Below are 14,714 nucleotides of genomic sequence, written 5' to 3'. Positions count from 1 at the left end.
ACTACTGGCTGATGGCCGCTACCATTTGCCCCGCGCCGGCTTCTTCCACGAACCGAATACCGTAGTCGGCTGCCAGTTCCGCGAGTATCGGCTCGTAGATATCGGCGTGCGTGGGAATGACAACGCCCGGGTGCGCTACTTGGCCCTGCGCCAGCCGCCGCACAGCCATACCCAGCGGCAGGCCTACGGTTTTGGCCATGGCTGTATGCACAGCATCATCGCCCAGCACTACCAGCGAGGAAGTGTGCCAACGGGGCTGGCCTTCCAACTCATATTCAAATAGATGCTGCATCACAATCATATCGTGGTCCTGGGGCTGTAGCACCCATTTTTTGGTCAGCAGCAGTTCCAGCAGCTGGGCGGGCGTGGCGTCGGATAGGCCAACGGGTTCCTCCCCAAAAATACCCAGCCAGTTGAGGCGGCTCATTTCGGGTCCCTGCACCTCCAGCCCCAGGTAGGCAGCGCAACGCTCGGCCAGCGCGCCCGCAGTAGCAGCCGCCGGCAAATAGGCCGCCACGAGGTCCTGCCAGGGCATGTCGGCGGAGTTGCCGAGGTGAACCTGATCATCGGTGAGGCCCAGCTGCACTAGCGCATGCCAGGCCGCGCAGTAGCCGGGACGGCGGAGGGTGCCGCGCAAAATGGTGGGAATGTCGTCGAGGCCGTAGGGCTGGCGGTAGCTCAGGGAGTCGCGGTTGGCATAGCCATCGAAAGCCCCGTAGCCGGGCACCTGCAGCTGCTCGGTGCGGGCAAACAAATGCTGATATGGTATGTAGCGCAGCTGGCCCTGTTCCAGGTACTTGGCGGTGCTCTGGCCGGCCAGCACCACGTTGCGCGGGTTCCAGGTGAACTTATACTTCCAGGGGTTTTCGCCTTCAGAGTCGGGGGCCATCAGGCCGCCGCAGTACGATTTAAAGGAGGTAAGACGCCCGCCTTGCGCCCGGATATCGTCAATTACCTGCATGGCCGACATGTGGTCGAGGCCGGGGTCGAGGCCGCACTCCATGAGCAGGGTAATGCCCGCGGCCCGGGCTTCAGCATCGAAGGCCCGGATTTCGGGGCTCACGTAGCTGGCCGTAGCCAAGTGGCGGCCGTGGTGCACGCAGGCCTTGGCAATGATGGGGTGAAACAACGCCGGCAGCATGGATATAACGATATCGGCATTGCTGACCAGCGTATCCAGCAACGGGGCATCCGCTATTTCGAAGGATACGGCCCGGGCATAGGCGGCGTGCGGGGCCAGTACCTCCTGTAGAAAGGCGGGGTTAACGTCGCCGATGGTGAGGTGCCAGTTTTCGGTGGGCGCGTGCTGCAGCAGGTAGCGGATCAGGGAGGAGGCGGAGCGCCCGGCGCCGAGCAGTAGAATGCGGGTCATGCAGGAACGAAAGAAGCGGGCCCGCGGCTGCGCGCCCTGGTGGGTGGGAATTCAGGGTCAAGTATCGGCAAAATCTGCTGAACCCGCGTGCCTGGCGGCTCCCACATTTTTGCCGTAGCCCTTATTGAACCCCACAGATTTGTAGTACATTCACCGCCCCTTCCCGCACCGGGGCCGCTGTCTGGCTTCGTGAGGTTTATTTTATCGTCGCCGATGGCCCACCCGCATACGCTCACCATCACGGTAGAGGTGCTGAACTCCGAAGCTGAACTCTCGCCTGCCGAGGCTACGGTATGGCACGCGGCCCGCGCCGCTACCGACCATTCCTACGCCCCCTACTCCCACTTTCACGTGGGCGCGGCGCTGCTGCTCGACGATGGGTCGGTCTTTAAGGGTACCAACCAAGAAAATGCCGCCTTCCCCTCCGGGCTGTGCGCCGAGCGTACAGCCTTGTTTGGCCTGGCCGCCAGCCAGCCGGAGCGCCGCATCCGGGCCATGGCCGTGGCCGCCCGCCCGGCTACGGGGAGTTTTGTGGCCGTAACCTCCTGCGGAGCCTGCCGCCAGGTGATGACGGAGTATGAGCACCGCCAAGGCGAGGCTATTCCGCTGCTGCTGCCGGGCCCCGACAACACCATTTACCGCTTCCAGCGCCTGAGCGACCTGCTGCCCTTCGGCTTCACGCCCGACGACCTGCCCGCTCCCCAGTAGCTTCCTGCCGATATAGGAAAGCACAGAAGCCGTATTGCCGTGCCCGCCAGCCTTTGCTCTTACCCGGCGCAATCTGCTATTTGTCAGCCTAGTTGTTTTCCCTAGAGCCCGCGTTGATGCCTGCCGCCCAGGAACACCACCTTACCGTTAGCCGCTCGGCCCGCTATTATATGGTGGGCACTTTATCGGATCAGACGCGCCACTTGTGGATTGTCTGCCACGGCTACGGACAATTGGCGCAGTATTTCATTCGCCACTTCACCGCGCTGGCAACTGCCGACCCCACTTTGGCTGTTGTGGCCCCGGAAGCCCTTTCCCGTTTTTACCTGCAGGGTACCAGCGGCCGGGTGGGAGCCAGCTGGATGACGCGGGATGACCGGCTAACCGAAATAGACGACTACGTAGCCTACCTCAATCAGCTCACCGATACTCTGCTGGTTGCCTGCCCGGCCGAAGTCAAGGTAACGGTGCTGGGGTTTTCGCAGGGTTCAGCAACTGTAAGCCGCTGGCTGGCGCAAGCACGCTTCCAACCTACCCGGCTGGTTCTGTGGGCCGGCGCCTTTCCGCCCGATATGGACTTTGCAGTAGCCACGCACCTGGCCCAGAAGGTACCCATCGTGTTGGTTTGCGGTACCCAGGACGAGTACGTGACCGAGGAAAACCTTGCGGCCCAAGTAGCCTTTCTGCACAACTTGGGCTGCACGCCCGAAGTCCGCCGCTTTGTCGGGCGGCACGAACTCAATGCTGAAATTATACAGCACCTGCACGCGGAGGTTTCGGGGCTCAAATAAAAAGCCGCCCCAGGTTGGGAGCGGCTTCACTGCGCAGATGCTGGTTCAAAAATAATGCTAGGCGTCGCGCTTGAAATGCATGGTGGAGGCTTGCGCAGCAGGCAACAAGAGCACCTCGGCAATGTTCACGTGCGGGGGGCGCGTCACCATAAAGGCAATGACCTCGGCTACGTCCTCGGCCCGAAGGGGTTGGAACCCTTTATACACGGCCGCCGCCCGGCTTTCGTCGCCCTTGAAGCGTACCTGAGCAAACTCCGTCTCCACGGCCCCAGGATTGACCTCTGCCACCCGGATGCCGTGGGGCAGCAAGTCCAGGCGCATGCTTTTGCTCAGCGAGGCCACCGCGGCCTTGGAAGCACAGTACACGTTGCCGTTGGGATACGCCTCGTGCCCGGCAATGGAACCGATATTAATGACGTGCCCGCGCTGACGCTGGGTCATACCCGGCAACACGGAGCGACTCACGTACAGCAGACCCTTCACGTTGCTATCGAGCATCGCATCCCAGTCGGCTACGTCGCCTTCCTGGATAGGTCCCAGCCCGTGGGCATTGCCGGCATTGTTGATCAGCACATCAATGGCCTGGAAGGCTTCGGGTAGGCTGGCAATGGCCGCTTCGGTGGCAGCCCGGTCGCGCACGTCAAACGTGAGCAGGTGTACTGGGGTGGTAAGCTGCTGGGCCAGTTCCGCCAGCCGCTCGTAGCGGCGGCCAGTCAGAATCAGAGAATAGCCGGCCTGGGCCAAAGCAATGGCCGTAGCCCGACCAATACCGGAAGAAGCGCCGGTAACTAACGCGAGTGGCATAGGGTAAGTCAGTAGCCAGGACCGAGCTCAGAAGAAAAGCCGGCCCTGCTTATTCGAAGTTCAGGTACAAGGTTACGGCATTCGTCCGCAGGCGCTGCAGGTTGCGGCTGTACACGTCGGTGCCGGATTGCAGTACGTTGGGCAGACCGTGCGAGAAACGCAGTTCCGGGGCGAACTTAAAAAACGGGTAAAACAAATCCATGCCCACCCCATATTCCAGGGAGTAATCGGTGTTGGCCGTGCGCAGCACACTGGTTTCGGGGTCCTGCCGCCGGTTGGTCACGCTCACGCTGGCCTTGGCTCCGGCAATGAGGTACATGCGCGAGTTGCCGCGGCGCTCCGAATGGTACTTGAGCAGCAGCGGAAACTCCAGCACCGTCCCGCCTACCTCCTGGGTTTTGATGGAGTCGGCCGGGGAGTACGACAAGGGCTTGTATTCAATCCGGCGGTTGGCAAATGACACGCCCGGCGTAAAGCGCAAGTTGAAGAAATCGGCCAGCCGGGCATCAGCAATGAAGTTCACGCCGAAGCTGGGACTAATCACGGAGTTTGCTGAAACCTCCCGCGTCTGTACGTAGCGGTTGGAATGCTCTACCCGAAAGCGCGTGGCACTGGCATTCAGCTGAAACCCGCCGTGAAACCACTTGTCATCGTATCCCGGCAGGTTGTTGACCGTCAGGGTTTTTACGTTGCCGTTGCGGCCGCGCCGGGCCCGGGTGGGGCTTTGGGCATCGGCCGCGTGACTTAGCAAAAGGCCAGCCCCCACCAACAAGCCCGCTATTTTGTAGCGGTGTAGATGGAGCTGATGCCGAAAGTGAGGGGTTGCCATGCAGTAGTGTTAAAGCCCACTTGGGTTAGAATGGTCAGAAAATCACGCCCGTCCGGAAAGGCCTGCACCGACTCGGGCAGGTAGGTATACGCGGCGCGGTCTTTTGAAATCAGCTTGCCAAACACGGGCAGAATGTGCCGGAAGTAGAAATTGTAGGCCTGCTTCATGGGGAAAGCCGTGGGCTTGGAAAACTCCAGAATCACCAGCTTGCCGCCGGGGCGTAGCACACGGCGCATCTCGGCCAGTCCCTTCGACAGATTTTCGAAGTTGCGTACCCCGAACGAGGCCGTTACGGCATCAAAGTGGTCATCGGGGAACGGTAGGTTCTCCGAGTCGCCGAGTTCCAGCTGAATGCGTTGGCTCAGGCCTTTGGCTTCCAGCTTGCGGCGGCCTACTTCCAGCATTCCTTCCGATATATCTACCCCGGTGATCTTAGCGTCGGCCGAAGCGGCCCGCAGGGTTTCAATGGCAAAATCAGCCGTGCCGGTAGCAATGTCCAGGATCCGGGCCGGCCGTAGCGCCTTCAACTCCCCCACGGCCTTGCGCCGCCAGTAAATGTCGGTGCCAGCACTCAGGAAATGGTTGAGGAAGTCGTATTTGCCAGCTATGCTGTTGAACATCTGCGCTACCTGCGACTTCTTGCCGGCGGCATCATCTTTATAAGGAACTACGGACATACTTCGGGAGGAAAACGAGAAAAGAGCGGCCGAATTGCCCAAACTTAACGCGGTGGGCGCGATTATGTTAAAAAAAAAGGCCAGGCACCAGGCCCGACCTTTCTTTTAGACTGATTTCGTGCCGCTTAGGGCTTTACCGTGGTAGTGGAATCGGTAGGAGTTGTGGTAGCAGGCGTAGTGGTAGCCGGGGCCGACTGGGTAGAGTCGGTGGCAGCCGGAGCCGCAGGCGTAGCTACGCTGGCGGGAGCCGCACCTTCTACCTGAAGCTTGGTTTTGCCAGTTTCGTCCTTGGTCTTGGCATCAATTTCACCCTCTTTATAGACGGTTTTTGATTCCTGATCATTCGCGCCCTTGGTTTTCACTTTCACTTTATCGCTGTCCTCGTCCACTTTGGTTTTCACCTTGGTGCCGTCGGCCATCTTCACCTTGCTCTTGCCAGGCTGCAGCGAAGTGCGGGTAGAACCTGCACCCCCCGTGCGGGTGCCTGTGGTACCTGCACCAGTTGTACCGGTACCGGTAGTACCGGCGCCCGTGCTGCTTGCGCCCGTGCCGGTTCCAGCACCGCTGCCGGTACCAGGGTTCAGTTTCGGCATGGCTTCCCCTTCCTTCAGGATGGGGCGGAACTCTACGCGGCGGTTAAGCTGCATGTTCTCCGGCGAATCGTTCGGGGCATCCGGACGACGCTCCCCGTAGCTGGTGGTTACCAAGCGGGTTTCGGCAATACCGTTCTTCTTCAGGAAGTTGTAGGCAGCATCGGCGCGGTTCTGGCCGAGTACGATGTTGTACTCATCTGTATTGCGCGAGTCGCAGTGGCCTTCGATGGACAGGTTCAGGCCAGGGTTAGCCTTCAGAATACGGGTGATGTTGTTCAGCTCCGTAATCGACTCAGGCCGCAGCTTGTACTTGTCGGTGTCGAAGTAGATCTTCTTGAACATGGTCGCCACCGTCTGTGTGGTGTCTACATACGGCACGTAGAAGTTCTTCTCAATCACCGTCGAGTCGGCGGTTACGATGGGAACAGCAAACTCCTGCGTTTCGATGCTCTTGCCGTCTTTCGACACGGCTACCTGGTAAGTACGGCCCGAGAGCACGCTCACTTGGTAGTTACCGGAGTCGGGCTTGGTCACGTCGCGGTAGCTCAAGGCTGTTTTGTCGGCCTGGGTGCCACTGAACACCAGCTCTACGCCCGGAATCACCGTCACGCTGTCCTTGGCCGAAATGACCTTACCGCGGATGATGGCGTTCTTGATATAGTTGATGGTGTAGATGTCCTTCTCACCGTAGCCACCGATGCGGTACGACGACATGTAGGCATACGAACCATCCGGCGACAGGCGGTAGTAGCTGTCGTCGTCGGGGGTGTTAATGGGGTAGCCCATGTTCTCGGCACGGCTCCACTTACGGCCAATAGAGTCCCACTCCGACTTGAAGATGTCGTAGCCGCCCATGGTATTGTGGCCCCGCGAAGAGAAATACAACGTCTTACCGTCGCGGCTTAGGAAGGGGCTGTCGTCATCGTACTTGGTGTTGATGGCGTTGCCAATAGTCTTGGCCTCGCCCCAGTCGCCGCCGGGCTGACGGGTAGCGAAGTAGATGTCCAGCGTGCCGTCTTCCGAGTACTTACCCGTAGAGAAGTAAATGGTGCGGCCGTCCGGAGTAATGTAGGCATCCGACTCGAACTGCTTCGAGTTGATGTTGTTGTTCAGCTTCTTGGGCTCCGTCCAGTCGCCGCCGGCCTTCTCCGAGTAGAAGATGTCGCCGCCTTCATCCTGGCGGTACATCAGCATCTTCGTGTCGTTGTCGAATACCTGGATAGAAGCGTCGTGGCCTTTGCCATTCAGCACGCCCGACAGGGAGCGGGGCTTTTCCCAGTTCTCGTCGTCGATGCGCTTGGCTTCGAAGATGTCTTCGTAGTACTCACCATCGGAGGCCAGGTTGCCCTTACCGTTCTTGGCATCTGCCGCCGAAGCGTTGGCACCGGTTACATTTTCACCGCGCGAGGTGAAGAGCAGCAACTTATCGTCGCTGGAGATAACGGGGCTATGCTCCGAGAAGGGCGTGTTGATAGTAGGCCCCAGGTTCTTCACGAAGATGTCCTTGGGGCTGTTGAACTGCACTTTGGCATTCTTGCTGTGCTGAATCAGCTGGGCCAGCTCCGCTTTGCGGGTGTCCTTCTTTTTCAGGGTAGCGTTGTAGGCCTGGTAGTGCGTAATGGCCTCGTCGAAGTTGTAGTTCAGGTGGTCCACCCGTCCCAGCCAGTACTCTACGTCCTTGGAGACGTTTTTCTTCAGGCGCTGCGCCTTGTAGATGTAGTCGCTGGCTTTCTCCTTGTCAAAGGACATGTAGGCAATGCCGGCGCGGAACAAGGCTACCGCGTTGTTCGGCTCCTTGGCCAACACCTGCTCGTAGTAAGGAATAGCTGCCCGGTAATTCTCTAAATCGAAGAACTTGTTTGCGGTCTTCAACTGCTTACGGGTACTTTGGGCCAGTGCAGGCTGGCTTACTGCCGTAGCAAGGGCGAAGGCGCAAGAGGCCGTTAATAACCTTCTGACTACGTTGTCCATTGGAGAGAAAATTTGGGAAATATGACGGAATTTCGGGGAGAATGGACCCAATCACGAGGACTGGGCTACTTTTTTAGGTGACCCTTATACTGAAATGCGTTTTCAAGGTTAGCCTTTCAGGAAAAGAATGCCGGTAAAACCCGGCCGGAGGGCACGAAAACTGACACGCGCCCTAGCCGGTTTGGGCAAAGATAGACATTTCAAAATACGGCACTCTTCCTATATACTGCTGCCAAACACCCTGATAAAAAGGCGCTTGACAAGGAAGTGAGTCGTACGTTTCTAGTACTAATACCATATCACACAGTACTGGAATCGGTGCAAATATAGCCTGCCTTTGTAAACTACAAGAAAATCCACGAAAATATTTACTTCGGCATCCTTCCGCATTGTGTTACTTTTGCGGGTCAACCGATTCTTTTTTCTATGCTGATTCGCTCGGCCAAATTCCTTACCAGCAATACACGCGTGGACCAATGCCCCGTCCCGGATAAACCGGAATACGCGTTTATCGGGCGCTCCAACGTGGGCAAATCTTCCCTCATCAATATGCTCACGGGGCACAAAGGGTTGGCCAAAACCTCCGCCCAGCCCGGCAAAACCCAGCTGATCAATCATTTTCTGATCAACGACTATTGGTATCTGGTTGACTTACCGGGCTATGGCTACGCCAAAGTCAGCAAAGACTCGCGGGCGGCCTGGGAGCGTATGATTCGCTTTTACCTGCGCGAGCGGCCCAATCTGACGTGTGTTTTCGTGCTTATCGATTCGCGGCACGAACCCCTGGCCCCCGATCTGGCCTTTATAGATATGCTGGGAACCATGGGCGTGCCGTTCGTGCTGGTATTTACGAAAGCCGATAAGCAGTCGGCTTTGCGTACGCAGCAAAACGTGGCGGCCTACACGGCAAAGCTGAGCGAAACCTGGGACGAATTACCCCGGCAGTTTATTACGTCGGCTTCGGAAAAAACCGGGCGCGATGAGGTGCTTTCTTTTATTGAAGAAGTAAATCAGCAGCTCGCCCAAAACCCCGATAATGCGTAAATTTGGACAGGACAGAAAATTACCGGAATTAATTTTCTGGTCATTTTTCCGTTCTTCACTTTCTCTTCATTTCCTCCCCTCCATGAAAAAAATCTATTGCGCCCTGGCCCTGGGTTTCCTGGCGGGCGCTCCGGCCCTGGCCCAACAGGCTACCCCCGCCGCGCCCGCTCCGGCCCCCGCGGCTCCGGCCCCGGCTCAGGCAGGCCCTACGGGCGTAGTAGCCGCCGCCAAATACTACGAAGGCGGCGCTGAAGCCATGTATGCCTTCATCAACCAGGAGCTGAAGTACCCCGTTATGGCCCGGCGCAACCGCATCCAGGGCACGTGCATCGTTTCCTTCACGCTCAATACCGATGGTACGCTGTCGGGGGTGAAGCTGGTGAAGCAGGTAGGCGGGGGCTGCGGGGAAGAGGCCCTGCGCCTGGTACGCCTGCTGAAATTTCAGAAGCCGGAATACGCCATCCTCACCAACCTTCCCATTGCTTTTAAGCTCCCTGCCCCGGGTCAGACCGCGGCGCAGTAACTTTGCCTTTCGTACCAACTGCTTTTTTATGCCCTATGATCTGAAGGAGGTAGCCGCCATCAGCGGAATGCCCGGCCTCTACCGCCTCGTGCGCCCTACCCGGGCCGGCGTTATCGTGGAAACCCTCGACGAGCGGGCTACCCGCTCCGTAGCCTCGGCCCGCAACAAGGTGTCGCTGCTCCACGAAATTTCCATCTACACCCAGGACTACGACCAGACTGTGCCATTGGCGGAGGTATTCGACCGGATTCGCCAGCACTACGGGGAGGACTTTGCCCTCACCAACAAGTCGGATGACCGGGACCTGACCTCGTTCATGGAAACCATTATTCCTGACTATGACCGGCAGCGCGTGTACATGTCGGACATCAAGAAGCTGGTGACCTGGTACCGCCTGGTAAGCACGGCCCTCCCTTACGATGCTGCCCCCGAAACGGCCGCTCCGGAAGCGGAGGAAACCGCTGTGGAGGCCCAGCCCACACAGGAAGAAGCGCCAGCCAAGGCACCCAAAGCGGCTAAGTCGGAGGATACGGTGGAAACCGCCGAAGCCAAGCCCAAAGCTCGCGCCAAGAAGAAAGCCGAGTAAGGCAGGTGTGCTTTAAACCAACAAGCGCGGCCCCGGACAGTTCCGGGGCCGCGCTTGTTGGTTTTGGCAGTTGGGTACTTATTTCGTTTCCAGCAAATCGGCAAACTCGCGCGCCATAAACTCTTCGGCTTTTTCCACCAGCTCGGTAGAGCCGATGAAGAACGGGCACCGCTCGTGCAGGCTCTGGGGCTGTAGCTCCATGATGCGCTGCTGCCCGTCGCTGGCTTTGCCGCCGGCCTGCTCCACAATAAAGGACAAGGCATTGCACTCGTACATCAGGCGCAGCTTGCCCTTTTTGGCCTTGAGCGTGGCGGGGTACATGTAGATGCCGCCCTTGAGCAAATTGCGGTGGAAGTCGGCTACCAGGGAGCCGATGTAGCGGGCCGAGTAGTTCTGCTGCTTGCAGTAAGCCACAAACTCCCGCACACCCTCAGTGAAGTCGTTGGATAGTCCTTCGTTGATGGAGTAGATAGAGCCGGTTTTAGGCGAGGTAATGTGCGGATGCGAGAGGAAGAACTCCCCCAACGAAGGCTCGTAGGTAAAGCCATTCACGCCGTTGCCGGTGGTATACACCAGCATGGTGCTGGACCCGTAGATAACGTAGCCGGCGGCTACCTGGTGGGTGCCCGTCTGCAGGCAGTCCTGCTCGGTGCCCTCGCCGCCCGTGGGCGACACGCGCCGGTACACGCTGAAGATGGTCCCGATGCTCACGTTCACGTCAATGTTGGAGGAGCCGTCGAGGGGGTCGATGGCCACCACGTACTTGCCCTGCACGTTGCCGGTCTGAATCATTTCCTCATCCTCCTCCGATACGATGGTGCAGACCTCGCCCCCGTTGCGTAGGGCCCGGATAAAGCGGATGTTGGCAATGACATCGAGCTTCTGCTGATCCTCGCCCTGCACGTTGCGGTTGCCGTAGGCGCCGGCAATGTCGATCAGGCCGGAGCGGTTGATTTCGCGGTTCACGATTTTGGCGGCCAGGGCAATATCGCGCAGCAGTTGGGAAAGCTCCCCCGTGGCGTAGGGAAAGTCTTCCTGCTTGCGCATAATAAATCGGTCGAGGGTGGTACCGACGGGCAGCGCCAGCTTGTCGTGGTGAGTCATAGAATGCGGGGAATGATGGATTTGGGTGGGCTCAAAATTAACCAATTTGCCTGATTGGGTGCTAACGAAAATTCGCTGGCACAGTTTCCGACCCGCCATATCCCGGCTGAATGCACCAGAAACCGGCCTTCCTTCTACCTTTGGGCCCATGCAAGAGCCGCATCAACTCAACGTCTACAAATTTGGGGGAGCCTCGGTAAAAGATGCCGCCGCCATCCGCAACCTGCGCCACATTGTGCAGCAAGCCGTACCCGGCCAGCTGCTGATTGTGGTATCGGCCATGGGCAAAACCACCAATGCCCTGGAGGAAATTTACCACCGGGCGCACTCCCGGCTTGACTACGCGCCCCAACTCAAGGCCCTGCGCGACTTCCACGAAGGCGTGGCGCAGGAGCTGTTAAACCCCGCCGGCGCACACCCGGCGCACAATGAACCGCTACAAGCGTTGTTTGCCGAGCTGGAAAACCAGCTCGCCGCGCTGGAGCCCGGCGACTACGACCGGCAGTACGACCAGGTTGTAAGCTTTGGGGAATTGCTGGCCACGCGCATTGTCAGCCAGGCGCTGGCGGCCCAGTGGCTCGACTGCCGCCCCCTGGTGCGCACCGACCACCTCTGGCGGGAAGGCCGCCTGGACTGGGCTACTACGGAGCGCAACATCCGTAGCGTAGTACCCCAGCTGCTGCAGCAGGGCCCTGTAGTTACGCAGGGGTTCCTGGGTGGTACTTCCAGCGGCCAGACGACCACCCTGGGCCGGGAAGGCTCCGACTTCACCGCCGCCATTTTTGCCCACTGCCTGCAGGCCCGGGCCGTTACGATCTGGAAGGATGTGGCGGGCCTGCTCAATGCCGACCCTAAGATCTTCGAGGATACCGTGCGCTACCCGGAAATCAGCTACCAGGAAACCATTGAAATGGCGTACTACGGGGCCTCGGTTATTCACCCCAAAACCATCAAGCCGCTGGCCGTAAAGCGCATTCCGCTGCTGGTGAAGTCTTTTCTCGACCCCACGGCCGAGGGCACCATCATTCACGACTGCCGCCACGACTCCCTGCCGCCGGCCTTTATCCGTAAAGCGGGGCAGTGCCTGGTGTCGTTTGAGTCCAAGGACCTCACCTTTATTTCGGAGGAAAACCTGGAGGTTATTTTTGGGGCCCTGGCGCAGGTGCGGCTCAAGATTCACCTGATGCAGAACTCGGCCATTAGCTTTTCCGTGTGTACCGACTACTCGGCGTATCGCCTCGACCGGCTGCTGGAAATGCTCTACGAGCAGTTTACCATTCACTACAACACCGGCCTGGAACTCTACACCATCAAAAACTACGATGCCGCCAGCATCCAGCGCCTCACCCAAGGCCGGGACTTGCTGTTGGAGCAGCGCACCCGCCAAACGTTCCAGTTTGTGTGCCGCGGCGCGTCATAGTCTTCCTTAAAAATCCAGGAGGTCATGCCGAGCGCAGCCGGGACATCTTTACCGCTTCGTTCGACGAAGCGGCAAAGGTCTTCGGCAAGCGGACGCCAGATGAAGCATGACGGATACTCCAATCATCTACTATTCCCACCCCATGCCACTTTCTCCGCAATTCCTGACCGTAACGCCCGAGGCCCGGCCGCACGTCGCCCTCGTGCAGCTTAACCGGCCCAAGGAGCTGAATGCGCTGCACTATAACCTGATGCTGGAAATTGCCCAGGCACTGGAAGAGCTGTGCGCCAACCCTGCTGTGCGCGTGATTGTGCTTACCGGCTCGGAGCGCGTGTTTGCAGCCGGGGCCGACATTAAATTTATGTCGGAGCGCACGGCGGTGGAAATGCTGGAAATTGACCAGATCAGCCTCTGGGAACGAATCCGCAAAACGCACAAGCCGCTGATTGCCGCCGTGTCGGGGTTTGCCTTTGGGGGCGGCTGCGAGCTGGCAATGGTGTGCGACATGATTGTGGCCTCGGAAACGGCCCAGTTTGGGCAGCCCGAAATCCGGCTGGGCATTATGCCGGGCGGCGGGGGCACGCAGCGCCTCACCCGGGCCGTGGGCAAAGCGCGGGCGATGGAAATGGTGCTTACGGGCCAGCCTATTTCGGCTCAGGAAGCCGCCGACTACGGGTTGGTGAACCGGGTAGCGCCCGTGGGCCAGTACCTGGAAGAGGCTTACCGCTTAGCCGCGGCTATTGCCCGCATGTCGCCGGTAGCGGCCCGCTTGGCCAAGGAAGCCGTGAACCGCTCGTTTGAAACCCACCTGGATGAGGGCCTGAACTTCGAGCGCAAGAACTTCTACCTCACCTTTGCCTCCGAAGACCAGAAAGAAGGCATGGCGGCCTTCCTCGAAAAGCGCCCGCCTGAGTTCAAAGGCAGGTAAGCGTCCTTGACGGGCGCCACTCGCAAAGGCGGCCGCTACCTGCTAAGTGGAAACAATTTTGACCGGCAGTGGCTTATAGCCCTATCTTTGCGGAGAATAATTCTTATCTGGTGAGTACTTCTTCTGACCACGTCCATACTTTGCCCACGCCTCCCCGGCCGGATCAGCTGCGGGAGCGGCTAACCCAGGCTGGGTTGCGCGCTACGCGCCAGCGCCTGGTGATTCTGGAAAGCCTGCTGGTTTTGCCGGGCCACCCCACGGCCGAGCAGGTACACCGGCGGGTAGTAAGCCTGGAAGCTTCCATTTCGCTGGGCACGGTGTACAAGGCGCTGGATTCCTTCGTGGAAGCTGGCCTCACCCGGCGCGTGGCCTCAGCCGAGGGGGCTTCGCGCCGCTACGATGCCGACTGCACCGAGCACCACCACCTGTTCTGCACCGACACCCAGGAAATCATTGATTACTGCGACCCGCAACTGGATGCGCTGATTCGGGAGTTCTTCGCGGCCAAAAGCCTGCAGAACTTTCAGCCGCACTCCTTCTCGCTGCACATCACGGGCAACAAGGTATCCAACGGCTAGAAGCCCGACTTGGCTTGTAACGAGTCTTTTCTTCGTACTCAGCACAGCGGGCTTGTTACTGGCCTTACTTCTTTCTCATTCCATTTCCTTTTTTCACTTTATTACCCCGTACAATGGCAGTTCTCGTAGGCAAACGCGCTCCTTCTTTCAAAGCTACCGCCGTCATCGATGGTGAGTTCGAGGAGGATTTCTCCCTCGACCGGTACCTGGGCAAGAAGCACGTTATCTTCTACTTCTACCCCGCCGACTTCACGTTCGTGTGCCCCACTGAAATCATTGCTTTTCAGGACCGTCTGGCCGATTTCGAAGCTAAAGGTGTAGCCATCGTTGGCTGCTCTACCGATACGCATTTTTCTCACTTTGCCTGGCTGCAAACTCCGCGCGACAACGGCGGCATCTCGGGCGTAACCTACCCTCTGGTAGCCGATGCTACCAAAACCATTGCCGCTAACTACGACGTGCTGGGTGGTCACTACGACTACAACGAAGCCGGCGAAATGACCTTCGTAGGCTCGCCCCTGGCTTACCGCGGCTTGTTCCTGATTGATAAAGACGGTATCGTGCGCCACCAGGTGGTAAACGATGGGCCGCTGGGCCGTAGCATCGACGAAGCCATGCGCATGGTAGACGCCCTGCAATATTTCGAGGTGAAAGGTGAAGTGTGCCCCGCTAACTGGGAAGAAGGCAAAGAAGCCATGGCCGCCACCCGCGAAGGCGTAGCCAACTACCTCGGCAAACAAGCCGCCCACTAAAAAGGGAGTTTCTGGTTTCTAGTTTCTCGAGTAA

At 58.8% G+C, this 14,714-nt stretch carries 15 protein-coding genes; 9 read left to right on the top strand and 6 right to left on the bottom strand.

The genetic code is table 11. The features are described from left to right. Position 1: 1 nt before the first annotated feature. On the bottom strand, positions 2 to 1,372 hold the full coding sequence (locus HER32_RS19325) for a saccharopine dehydrogenase C-terminal domain-containing protein (RefSeq protein WP_168683049.1): 1,371 nt from the start codon (positions 1,370 to 1,372) through the stop codon (positions 2 to 4). Between the two features lie 213 nt (positions 1,373 to 1,585). Here HER32_RS19325 and cdd point away from each other — a divergent pair, with 213 nt between their 5' ends. After that, on the top strand, positions 1,586 to 2,080 hold the full coding sequence (cdd, locus tag HER32_RS19320; protein ID WP_168683048.1) for a cytidine deaminase: 495 nt from the start codon (positions 1,586 to 1,588) through the stop codon (positions 2,078 to 2,080). Positions 2,081 to 2,196: 116 nt separating this feature from the next. Then, complete coding sequence (locus HER32_RS19315) at positions 2,197 to 2,871, top strand: alpha/beta hydrolase (protein WP_168683047.1); 675 nt, start codon at positions 2,197 to 2,199, stop codon at positions 2,869 to 2,871. 57 nt (positions 2,872 to 2,928) lie between these two features. On the opposite strand, the gene HER32_RS19310 is transcribed toward HER32_RS19315, so the two are convergent. The 4 genes from HER32_RS19310 to HER32_RS19295 form a co-directional block, all read right to left on the bottom strand. Next, positions 2,929 to 3,675: an SDR family NAD(P)-dependent oxidoreductase gene (locus HER32_RS19310; protein ID WP_168683046.1), complete on the bottom strand. Its 747-nt coding sequence runs from the start codon at positions 3,673 to 3,675 to the stop codon at positions 2,929 to 2,931. A gap of 49 nt (positions 3,676 to 3,724) precedes the next feature. Beyond that, positions 3,725 to 4,504: a porin family protein gene (locus tag HER32_RS19305; protein ID WP_168683045.1), complete on the bottom strand. Its 780-nt coding sequence runs from the start codon at positions 4,502 to 4,504 to the stop codon at positions 3,725 to 3,727. Continuing rightward, positions 4,453 to 5,181, bottom strand: a complete 729-nt coding sequence (ubiE, locus tag HER32_RS19300; RefSeq protein WP_168683044.1) for a bifunctional demethylmenaquinone methyltransferase/2-methoxy-6-polyprenyl-1,4-benzoquinol methylase UbiE — start codon at positions 5,179 to 5,181, stop codon at positions 4,453 to 4,455. Before ubiE ends, HER32_RS19305 begins: the two co-directional genes overlap by 52 nt. Positions 5,182 to 5,306: 125 nt before the next feature. After that, positions 5,307 to 7,646 carry an OmpA family protein gene (locus tag HER32_RS19295; protein ID WP_232066318.1) on the bottom strand — a complete coding sequence of 780 codons (2,340 nt, stop codon included), beginning with the start codon at positions 7,644 to 7,646 and terminating at the stop codon, positions 5,307 to 5,309. Positions 7,647 to 8,171: 525 nt separating this feature from the next. On the opposite strand from HER32_RS19295, the gene yihA reads away from it, so the two are divergent. The 3 genes from yihA (at position 8,172) to HER32_RS19280 (ending at position 9,898) form a co-directional block, all read left to right on the top strand. After that, a complete protein-coding gene (yihA, locus tag HER32_RS19290; protein ID WP_149071677.1) occupies positions 8,172 to 8,789 on the top strand; it encodes a ribosome biogenesis GTP-binding protein YihA/YsxC in 618 nt (205 codons plus the stop codon). Positions 8,790 to 8,871: 82 nt separating this feature from the next. Then, positions 8,872 to 9,312 (top strand): energy transducer TonB, encoded by a 441-nt coding sequence (locus HER32_RS19285; RefSeq protein ID WP_149071678.1) that lies wholly within the window; start codon positions 8,872 to 8,874, stop codon positions 9,310 to 9,312. A gap of 28 nt (positions 9,313 to 9,340) precedes the next feature. Next, positions 9,341 to 9,898, top strand: a complete 558-nt coding sequence (locus HER32_RS19280; protein ID WP_168683042.1) for a DUF5606 domain-containing protein — start codon at positions 9,341 to 9,343, stop codon at positions 9,896 to 9,898. Positions 9,899 to 9,976: 78 nt separating this feature from the next. Here the strand turns inward: HER32_RS19280 and fbp are convergent, their stop codons facing one another. After that, positions 9,977 to 11,002, bottom strand: coding sequence for a class 1 fructose-bisphosphatase (gene fbp, locus HER32_RS19275; protein WP_149071680.1), 1,026 nt, complete (start codon positions 11,000 to 11,002; stop codon positions 9,977 to 9,979). A 148-nt stretch (positions 11,003 to 11,150) separates the two neighbouring features. Between fbp and HER32_RS19270 the strand changes: the two genes are divergently transcribed. The 4 genes from HER32_RS19270 (at position 11,151) to HER32_RS19255 (ending at position 14,680) form a co-directional block, all read left to right on the top strand. Further along, complete coding sequence (locus HER32_RS19270) at positions 11,151 to 12,422, top strand: aspartate kinase (RefSeq protein WP_149071681.1); 1,272 nt, start codon at positions 11,151 to 11,153, stop codon at positions 12,420 to 12,422. Positions 12,423 to 12,528: 106 nt separating this feature from the next. After that, entirely contained in the window at positions 12,529 to 13,350 is an 822-nt protein-coding gene (locus tag HER32_RS19265; RefSeq protein ID WP_317169649.1) for an enoyl-CoA hydratase-related protein, read from the top strand. 110 nt (positions 13,351 to 13,460) lie between these two features. After that, a complete protein-coding gene (locus HER32_RS19260) occupies positions 13,461 to 13,928 on the top strand; it encodes a Fur family transcriptional regulator (RefSeq protein ID WP_168683041.1) in 468 nt (155 codons plus the stop codon). 113 nt (positions 13,929 to 14,041) lie between these two features. Then, the gene (locus HER32_RS19255) at positions 14,042 to 14,680 is read left to right on the top strand and encodes a peroxiredoxin (RefSeq protein WP_149071684.1); all 639 of its coding nucleotides are present in this window, start codon (positions 14,042 to 14,044) and stop codon (positions 14,678 to 14,680) included. The last annotated feature ends 34 nt before the right edge of the window (positions 14,681 to 14,714 follow it).

The organism is Hymenobacter sp. BT18, from assembly GCF_012273015.1.
GTDB lineage: Bacteria > Bacteroidota > Bacteroidia > Cytophagales > Hymenobacteraceae > Hymenobacter > Hymenobacter lutimineralis.
Note: the sequence above shows the minus strand (reverse complement) of the source record. Positions and strands in the feature narration are given on the sequence as shown.

What these genes read in the sequence shown, in the direction of transcription:
- HER32_RS19325 (WP_168683049.1), bottom strand. Translation starts at nt 1,372, where the DNA reads ATGACCCGCATTCTACTGCTCGGCGCCGGGCGCTCCGCCTCCTCCCTG.
- cdd (WP_168683048.1), top strand. Translation starts at nt 1,586, where the DNA reads ATGGCCCACCCGCATACGCTCACCATCACGGTAGAGGTGCTGAACTCC.
- HER32_RS19315 (WP_168683047.1), top strand. Translation starts at nt 2,197, where the DNA reads ATGCCTGCCGCCCAGGAACACCACCTTACCGTTAGCCGCTCGGCCCGC.
- HER32_RS19310 (WP_168683046.1), bottom strand. Translation starts at nt 3,675, where the DNA reads ATGCCACTCGCGTTAGTTACCGGCGCTTCTTCCGGTATTGGTCGGGCT.
- HER32_RS19305 (WP_168683045.1), bottom strand. Translation starts at nt 4,504, where the DNA reads ATGGCAACCCCTCACTTTCGGCATCAGCTCCATCTACACCGCTACAAA.
- ubiE (WP_168683044.1), bottom strand. Translation starts at nt 5,181, where the DNA reads ATGTCCGTAGTTCCTTATAAAGATGATGCCGCCGGCAAGAAGTCGCAG.
- yihA (WP_149071677.1), top strand. Translation starts at nt 8,172, where the DNA reads ATGCTGATTCGCTCGGCCAAATTCCTTACCAGCAATACACGCGTGGAC.
- HER32_RS19285 (WP_149071678.1), top strand. Translation starts at nt 8,872, where the DNA reads ATGAAAAAAATCTATTGCGCCCTGGCCCTGGGTTTCCTGGCGGGCGCT.
- HER32_RS19280 (WP_168683042.1), top strand. Translation starts at nt 9,341, where the DNA reads ATGCCCTATGATCTGAAGGAGGTAGCCGCCATCAGCGGAATGCCCGGC.
- fbp (WP_149071680.1), bottom strand. Translation starts at nt 11,002, where the DNA reads ATGACTCACCACGACAAGCTGGCGCTGCCCGTCGGTACCACCCTCGAC.
- HER32_RS19270 (WP_149071681.1), top strand. Translation starts at nt 11,151, where the DNA reads ATGCAAGAGCCGCATCAACTCAACGTCTACAAATTTGGGGGAGCCTCG.
- HER32_RS19265 (WP_317169649.1), top strand. Translation starts at nt 12,529, where the DNA reads ATGACGGATACTCCAATCATCTACTATTCCCACCCCATGCCACTTTCT.
- HER32_RS19255 (WP_149071684.1), top strand. Translation starts at nt 14,042, where the DNA reads ATGGCAGTTCTCGTAGGCAAACGCGCTCCTTCTTTCAAAGCTACCGCC.